Source organism: Holdemania massiliensis AP2, from assembly GCF_000327285.1.
Classification (GTDB): Bacteria; Bacillota_I; Bacilli_A; order Erysipelotrichales; family Erysipelotrichaceae; genus Holdemania; species Holdemania massiliensis.
The window spans coordinates 112,045-120,148 of record NZ_HE998571.1; the positions used below are offsets into that span (position 1 = coordinate 112,045).

General features: G+C 45.6%; 10 protein-coding genes. 2 read left to right on the forward strand and 8 right to left on the reverse strand.

The annotated features are described in order from the left end of the window. Positions 1–31: 31 nt before the first annotated feature. The 4 genes from BN162_RS16175 to BN162_RS16190 all read right to left on the reverse strand — a co-directional run bounded on the left by BN162_RS16175 (position 32) and on the right by BN162_RS16190 (position 2,097). A complete protein-coding gene (locus BN162_RS16175) occupies positions 32–886 on the reverse strand; it encodes a MerR family transcriptional regulator (protein ID WP_167540031.1) in 855 nt (284 codons plus the stop codon). Between the two features lie 29 nt (positions 887–915). Further along, on the reverse strand, positions 916–1,230 hold the full coding sequence (locus BN162_RS16180) for a TIGR04076 family protein (protein WP_020226174.1): 315 nt from the start codon (positions 1,228–1,230) through the stop codon (positions 916–918). Between the two features lie 292 nt (positions 1,231–1,522). Continuing rightward, positions 1,523–1,855, reverse strand: a complete 333-nt coding sequence (locus tag BN162_RS16185; RefSeq protein WP_020226175.1) for a hypothetical protein — start codon at positions 1,853–1,855, stop codon at positions 1,523–1,525. 2 nt (positions 1,856–1,857) lie between these two features. After that, on the reverse strand, positions 1,858–2,097 hold the full coding sequence (locus tag BN162_RS16190; protein WP_020226176.1) for a helix-turn-helix domain-containing protein: 240 nt from the start codon (positions 2,095–2,097) through the stop codon (positions 1,858–1,860). A gap of 285 nt (positions 2,098–2,382) precedes the next feature. On the opposite strand from BN162_RS16190, the gene BN162_RS18690 reads away from it, so the two are divergent. Continuing rightward, a complete protein-coding gene (locus BN162_RS18690) occupies positions 2,383–2,715 on the forward strand; it encodes a hypothetical protein (protein ID WP_147612210.1) in 333 nt (110 codons plus the stop codon). A gap of 109 nt (positions 2,716–2,824) precedes the next feature. Continuing rightward, positions 2,825–3,220, forward strand: coding sequence for a hypothetical protein (locus tag BN162_RS16195; protein WP_020226179.1), 396 nt, complete (start codon positions 2,825–2,827; stop codon positions 3,218–3,220). Positions 3,221–3,430: 210 nt separating this feature from the next. Here the strand turns inward: BN162_RS16195 and BN162_RS16200 are convergent, their stop codons facing one another. The 4 genes from BN162_RS16200 to BN162_RS16215 form a co-directional block, all read right to left on the reverse strand. Continuing rightward, positions 3,431–4,870, reverse strand: coding sequence for a glycoside hydrolase family 1 protein (locus BN162_RS16200; RefSeq protein WP_020226180.1), 1,440 nt, complete (start codon positions 4,868–4,870; stop codon positions 3,431–3,433). A gap of 3 nt (positions 4,871–4,873) precedes the next feature. Beyond that, a complete protein-coding gene (locus BN162_RS16205) occupies positions 4,874–6,238 on the reverse strand; it encodes a PTS transporter subunit EIIC (protein WP_020226181.1) in 1,365 nt (454 codons plus the stop codon). Between the two features lie 131 nt (positions 6,239–6,369). Further along, entirely contained in the window at positions 6,370–7,206 is an 837-nt protein-coding gene (locus BN162_RS16210; RefSeq protein WP_020226182.1) for a PRD domain-containing protein, read from the reverse strand. Next, positions 7,203–7,673, reverse strand: a complete 471-nt coding sequence (locus tag BN162_RS16215; protein WP_020226183.1) for a PTS sugar transporter subunit IIA — start codon at positions 7,671–7,673, stop codon at positions 7,203–7,205. Before BN162_RS16215 ends, BN162_RS16210 begins: the two co-directional genes overlap by 4 nt. Positions 7,674–8,104: the final 431 nt, after the last annotated feature.

An 8,104-nucleotide genomic window follows, 5' to 3' on the forward strand; every position in this document is an offset into this window, starting at 1 on the left:
GTTATACAAGCTTGAAGGTCAAGTCTTATTTCTATTCCATTTCCTCATCCTGAATAGGAATCCAGACGTCATAGTAATGATTGATTGTGTTATTTTCGCCCATAACCCGCGCTATGCTTCGGCCTAAAATATCTCCGGCCAAAACAAAAGCGTGTTTTTTTAAATAGCTGAAAGCGGGTTGAAGGTTTTCGTAATGCAAAAAGACTTGATCCTCAATCCGGAAGATCATGTGAACACAGGATGCGGCCGGATAATAGACGCTGTCCTGACGGTCCAGGCCTAAGCTTTCCGCCATTTCGGCTTCCATCGCAAAGCCCCAATGCAGATGATGGTCAGAGTCGTCTTTAGAGAATAAAAATGACAGATCGGCAGCCGGCATCCAATCGGTCCACTCCGTTCGTGCCGCCTTTGTTTTTTCACCAGTCAGAAAATGATCCTCGATCTGATGATCCATCCGCCACACTGCTGGACGGCGCTGAATGGTGATCCTGTTCAATTCACTATCTAGGCTTTCCAGCAGCTGGATTTTCTGCCGAAAACCATTCAACAGAAGACGCTGGCGTTCCAGGCGTTTTTCCTCGGCTTCTTCAAGCTTTCGGAAGCCTTCGCAATACTCCTTGAAATCCACGTTATTCAAAAGCTGGACAGACTCCTGCAACGAAGCGCCGATATTCTTCAATTCCTTCATTTTGATCAGATAATTGCCATCCACAACGGTATATCTGCGGTATTGATTTTCCTGATCCCGATGCGGCACCACTGCTCCCTGACTGTCGTAAAAACGAATCGTCGGCGCACTCATGGACAAAAGGGATGCCATTTCCCCGACAGTATACTGATGAAAATTGCGTGTCTTTTCCTGATCTGCCCGAATTCTGTTTTTCATTGAGATTTCTTTCCTCTGTTCATCCATGTTCATTCCGCCTCTTCCGACAGGGCTTCAATATAGAAGCTGACCGGCCGGAATCCGTCATTACAGGAAATCATAGCGGATTTGGGATTTTTCATCCATCCTTTGTAAAGATCTTCCCCACCGCAGGCCAGCGCCATGACAAAGGCGGAAAGGCTGCCCCAGGCACTGTCACAAAATCCTTCCGGTTTCTCCCAGCCATTCGTGATGAACACCTGCCCTTCTTTCATTCCGCAGGCGTTTTCCATCGGATTTTCAAAACGCTCCATTAAATCCCGATGCTGCGTGATCTTCATCACAGTAATTCGACATTTTTTCATAGCACCCTCCTGCTTCTTGTCTTTATTTTAGCATAAAGCGGCCAAGTCCTTCCTGCGAAATCTTTTCGGCCGGATGCCGGTCCCCTTTTCTGTTTCCTCCTTGTTCCTTTTTTAAACAATTTTAAGTTCTTAAGCTTTTGCCTTCATTTCCGGGCCCGTGTGATCTGTTCACTTTCCCATATCAATTGGAAAAAGATCTCTTTTTCTAAATATGCAGTCCAAAAAAAACTGACCTTTACTTCGAGGGGCCAGTTCGCTTCTCATTTCATTGATTCAAGTTGGATTCTTTTGCTTATTCTTTTGAATCGGGATCTTCTTTTTTCCCCTTTCCTTTCTTCTTTTTTCTTGATTTTTCCTGATTCTCATCCATTAAAATTTTTCGCCGTGTCTCTAGGATTTCATCGATTTGATCAAAACAGGGTGAATCAAAGAATTCCTTGATTGAAATATCCAATGTCAGACAGATACAATAGATCGTCGGAAGGTATAACGTTTCCTGCGGTTTAGACATAAAGGAAGAAATTGTGCTGTTGCCGCAGGCTTTATTGCTTAATGAGCTATAGGTCAAATTATACTTCTTACACAGTTCATCAATCCGCTTGCGCAGGGCTTCGCTACATTTCATCTCTATACTCCTTTGTCTAAATCATCAAACAGATCACTATCAAAGAATTCGGCGAACGACATATCAAACGCAGCAAGGATCTTACAGCAGGTGTGCAGCGTCAGGTACTTGTCCGGCTCTCGTTTATAATTGTAGAACACATTCTTGTTGACGCCACTGATCTTGGACAGCTTGTATATGGACCAGTTTCTTTTTTTGCATAGCTCGTCAATCCGTTTAAAAACCGCTTCATTCAATTTCATTTAATGTATCCTTTGTATCAACACAAAATAGTCAATAACATCCAATTCCGCTTTTATTATACCCAGACGCGTGATAGAATTGAAATTGGGGGTTATGTTCTAATTATGGTAAATAAAGGAATGCTTAACGTAGGTTCATTCATTCACCAGGTTCGTACAAAAAAAACATATCGTTAGAAATGCTTTCTACGGTCACTGAAATCTCGGTTAATGAATTAATTGCTTTGGAACAGGGGCAAGATTGTCTGGTTTCCGACTACTTCATCCTCTTAACAGCTTTGGGATTTGACTGGGATCAAATTGTTGAAGCCCTTCAGCAGGGTCAGCAGGAGGAATGAAAAAGGAAAGATTGTCTTTTTAAACGGCAGGAAACTCCTGATTCACATTTTGGCAAAACTTATTTCTATTGATAAGAAACAGGCAGGGCGGCTCTTCTCAGTTTTGTCAGAGTTGGAAACGGTGATCATGGAATCCGAGCTAATATTTCAATATCTGCTTGCCGCTTTCATCTATCCTGTTTTAAGTAAAAAAACAGATGAAAATTCGAGAAACACGCTATCTTTTAGAAAAGAACGCAATTCAATGCGAGGTTTATTTATCCGCCAAGTTCATTACTGAATTGATATATGATTTTTTCAGCCGCCGGAATAATGATTCCAAAGCGGTCTATTATCGGAATTTATTAGATCGGAGAAAATAAGTCAATACCCTAGAAAGAGAGATCAGGATGATGGAAAGAACTCAAGCCTTACTGGAACAACTGGCTCAGGACAATCAGGTTACAGTTGATGATGTCATAGAAGATTTGCAGCGGCGCATTGATGAAGCCTGGGCGGGAACGGAAAACAGCCTGCTACATGCGTTTTTCAAAAATCAAAAACCCTGCCCGGGGATGTTTATCTTGGCCTTCGATCTGCTTCAGGAAATCAACGATCAGGTTCAGGAAATTCTCGAAGCGATGATTCAGGAAGAAAGCGAAGCGGGAATTGAAACTTCGATTGAAGTGGCCGATCAATTAACCAGCGAACAGCTCAAAGATCCGATTGAAACTTTCCTGGCGATGCTAAAATCTCTGAAAAACAATGCGCCGATCATCCGGATGATTTACCGCCAACAGGCATAAACCGATCTTTGATCCACTCCATTTGACGAAGAAGCTTCTGTTTCAACAGGCGAACGATGCAGTTCGCTTTTTTAATGGAACGGTAGTTTTTTCTGTCAAACATCCGGCTGCATATCGGCAGACAGGAAAAAGGATCGACATTTTTTACCGTCAATCCTAATTCAACTTCATTTTTTGATTTTCTTTACAACGAAGGTATGGAATTCAGGTCTATGTTAAATCGGTTCCATTGGACGCGATCACCTTGCGGTACCAGGCGAAGGAATCTTTTTTTATCCGTCGGTAGCTGCCGTTGCCTTCATCGTCCCGATCGACATAGATAAAACCATAGCGTTTTTTCATTTCTCCAGTAGACACACTGATCAGATCCAAGCAGCCCCAGGCCATATAGCCGATCAGATCCACGCCATCCTCTACCGCCTTGCGCATTTCATTCAGATGATCACGCAGATAGGCAATGCGGTAGTCATCATGCACTGTCCCATCCGCTTCCAGCTGATCCACGCAGCCGATTCCGTTTTCCGTGATCATGATCGGAACCCGATAGCGATCATACACCTTGAGTAAGGTTGTCCGCAGACCCACCGGATCAATTGGCCAGTTCCACTCGGTTTCCGTTAAATACGGATTCTTGATGCCGCCCATGATGTTGCCGCTGGTTTCCTCACTGAATGGCTGGGTACTTTCTGAAATACTTTGATAATAGGAAAAGGTGTAGTAATCACAGACCCCTTCTTTCAATAATGCTTTTTCGGTGTCATTCAGCTGCAGCGCAACCCCGCGTTTTTCCAGTTCGTTCAAAGCATAGAACGGATACTCTCCCTTTAACATGACATCCGCGCAGGTGTTGTTATAGAACAGATCGTTTTTCAACACCAACAGGACATCGTCGGGATGACAGGTTCGCGGATAACGGGTAATATGGCAGATCATGGTTCCAAAATGGAAGTTGGAATTGATCTGACGGCCGCGGATCACCGCTTTTGCCGATGCGATCATCATATTGTTTAAAGCGTTGAAGCGCTCATTGGGATCATCCTTCTGTTGGGTGAAGAATTGGGCCTCCGGATCGATCAGCGCCCCCTGACCTAAAGCGCTCATTGGCAAAAACATATCATTAATTTCATTGAACGGAATCCAATACCGGACTTCCTCTTTATAATATTCAAACAACGTAACAGCATAGCGGACATAGAGATCGATTACTTGTTTATTGACCCATCCGTGATAACGCGTGCCGACAGCCAGAGGGATATCGCTGTGGGAAATCGTCACAATCGGTTCAATCGCATATTTTTTTAATTCCGCAAAAACATCGTGATAAAATTGAATTCCCTTAGGATTGGGCATGGCATCATCCCCATGAGGGAAGATTCGCGCCCAGGAAATCGACATCCGGTAAGCCTTAAATCCCATTTCGGCAAACAGCGCGATATCTTCCTTATAATGATGATAGAAATCAACGGCAGTATGGGATGGATAAGTATATTCTTCCTTCATTTCTAACGAGATCCGGCGCGGACCAGTATGGGAGCCGACAGTCACGATATCGGCCACACTGAGACCCTTGCCGTCTTCAAGATAGGCGCCTTCGACCTGGTTGGCTGCGGTCGCCCCGCCCCAGAGAAAATCACTTCTGAAATTTTTCATCTTCTACTCCTCAAATTTGAGCAAGCTCATCGCAATCCAGGTGACAACCATGGCGACACCCACGCCTAACAGATACCAGGGGAAGGTTTCAGTCATCGCTAAGACAATCGTCCCAAACGGAACAAAACCAAACGACAGATACTGAACCGTGAACGCCCCCATGATCGCACCGCCGGCAGCCCCGCCGATCACAGTTGCCCACAGAGCTTTTTTATACTTCATGATCAGACCGAACATGACCGATTCTGTGACGCCGATCAAAGCGGTAACCCCGGTGGATAAACCCAGCGACTTGGTTTCTTCCTTTTTGGATTTATAGAAAATAAACAGCGCGCAGACGGCCATTGCCGCATTGGAAGCCGCGGTGCAGGGATAGATGAAATCGTAGCCGAGTGTCGCCAGGTTCTGCACGGTAATCGGCGACATCGCTACCTGCATGCCGGTCATCAACATAAATGGATATAAAGCGCCGCACAACGCACCACCGACCGGTCCCAGCGAAGTATACAGCCACAGAATGCCCTGTGCGACAAAGGTACCGATCCAGTTGCCAATCGGCGCCAGAATCATCCAGCCGACAACTGCCGAAAGCATAACGGAAACCAACGGTGTAACAATGATGTCAATCATCTTCGGCACAACTCGCTTGCAGGCCTTTTCAACAAAGGACTGGAAATAGACGATCAGAATTGCCGGAATGACTGTCGATGCATAACCGGCATAGGTAATCGGAAGAAAACCAAACAGCTTGATCGACGTGCCGGCCATGGCGGAGAAGGTCGGATGCATGATGATCGCGGCCGTGGTTGCCGCTAAATAAGGATTGCAGCGGAACCGTTTGCCCGCGGAAAAGGCAGCCAGGATTGGCAGGAAGTAAAAGGCAGCTTGGGAACAGGTAAAGAAAAACGTATAGGTCGCGGAATTGGGATCGATCCATCCTAATGTCTGAATCGAATACAACAGTCCCTGAAGCAGACCGCAGGCTACGATCGCCGGAATGAACGGCGCAAAGATCGAGGATAGTGTTTCCATGAACGTTCCCAACAGATCTTGGATGCCTTTCTTTTCGGGTGAGAGCGAATGGTCAAGATTTTCATCAATCCCTTCCTGTCTTTGAAAATCACCGACCTGACAGAGTGCTTCATAAACATCGTTGACTTCGTTTCCGATAATCACCTGAAACTGATTGTTGCTCCACTTGGAACCAAACACCGAAGCGAGCTTGTTGATTTCTTCCGCTTCTACCCGATTTTTATCTTTCACGGTTAAGCGCAGTCGTGTAACACAGTGCGTTGCGAATGAAATGTTGTCTTTGCCTCCGACATGTTTTAAAATATCGGCAGCCAAAGTCATGTAGTCTTTTGTCATACTCTAAATCTCCTTCTCTTTTGTTTTTCTCTTCTATGGGGATCCAGTCCCGCGCGTTAGACTGGGATCCCCATTTTTTGTTTGTTCCTCAACGTTGAACGTTAAGGCCGCAGAAATAACATCCCTTGGTTTTACACTGTCGGTTGCGCACAGCGCTCACGATCACATAAACGCTGAACATGCAGGATCAGATAAAACTTCTCTTCCTCACCAATCGGATAACCGCTGGCTTCCAGATAGACCGCCATGGCACTGACGACTTCGCAGATTGGGGCATACCGTTCTTTAATCGTCTGGTATAGGGAATAGGAAACATTCTGCGGAGGTTGTTGATTCATCCGCCGAAGCAAATACTGCAGATGTGTCGCAAAACGGGTGTAGTTAAACGATTTTCGATAGATCGGATGATGCAGATACGCTTCAATGATCCGCGTACAGCCGTCGATCAGTTCTTCTTCCTGCTGCGTATTGGAAGTTTTGACAGACAGCTCGGCGTTAATAAGATTCAGTGCAATGCCTGCTTTCTCACTTTCCGGCAGTCGGATATCCAGCTGTTCCTCCACTCGCTGCAGCGTTCTTTCCGCCAGCTTCATTTCTAACGGATAGCTGCTTTCCAATTCATAGATCAGCGGCATTTTCAGCTGAATTTTCTTGTTCATCCGTTCGATGCAGAACTCCAGATGATCGGCCAGCGTAAAGGGCAGATTGGCATTCAGCTCAGCCGGGATCTGGTCGACCGCTTCGTTGTAGATCTGATCCGCGATCTGCAGGATCTTGGGATTAACCGTCTGAATCAGGCGGATTGTTTCCGAGTTGAAACCGTAATATGTACGGGAAATGATCGAGAGATCTGTCAGCTCGCACGGCATTTTCTGAAATCCGACGCCGCGGCCTTCAACAATGACTTTTTCACCCTTGGAATCCTCCGCCAGCGCAAAGTTGTTATTGATCTTTTTTAACAGCTTCATAAGCGTTCTCCGGTCATGACGGTTTCTGAAGCTTTTACGGACTGCAGATCCAAATGTTTTTCCCAATGCCAGTTTGATGCTTTGGTGATCAGCATCATCACCGTCAGGTCATAGGCGCTTAAAAGCTGGCGGTCAAACCGAATGATCGGCTCACCCCGACGGACTGGATCGTTGACCTTCTTTAAGGCTGTAAATCCCTGTCCCTGCATTTCTACCGTATCCATGCCGATGTGAATCAACAGTTCCACATCTTTGCTGCGAATCCCGAAGGCATGCCGGGTTTCAAAAAGCATGATCAGTTTCCCATCACAGGGAGCACAGACAAGCTCTGTATGCGGATTCACCGCGATCCCATCGCCTAAGTTTTTACTGGCGAAAAATGGATCGCTGACCTGTGTGATATCGAGCAGATCCCCTTCTGCCGGAGCACCTAAGATCATCGTTTTCTTTGCGAACAGACTTAACATGTTAACACCTCCTTTGTGCAACAAAAAAGGGAGGCAAACCATAACCAAAACAAATGTTCTGGTTAGTTATGCCTCCCTTACGAGTTACAGTCTAACGATAATTTAAAATTACACCTGAATTTTCTTTTTGTCAAGCGCTTTCATGAACTGAGCTCAAGAATTCAACGCTGATCATTCCCACAGCATGCGCATTCCATTCCGCTAAAATCAGAGCTGAAACATTGAAATTGAAATTTTTCCTTCTAATCGCAAGAAAGTGCTGCAAGCATCACTCTGAAAGTCTAAACCTTCAGAGCCCCTCTCTGTTTCTTGCCAGGAGAGTATTCCTGCAGTTCTGTTCCTTCCTCCTCTCTCTTGCTTCACAAGATGAAGGCTGTGTCGAAGGTTCTTCCCCACAGGCGTCTTCGTTCTCTTTCTGTTTCTTAATTTCG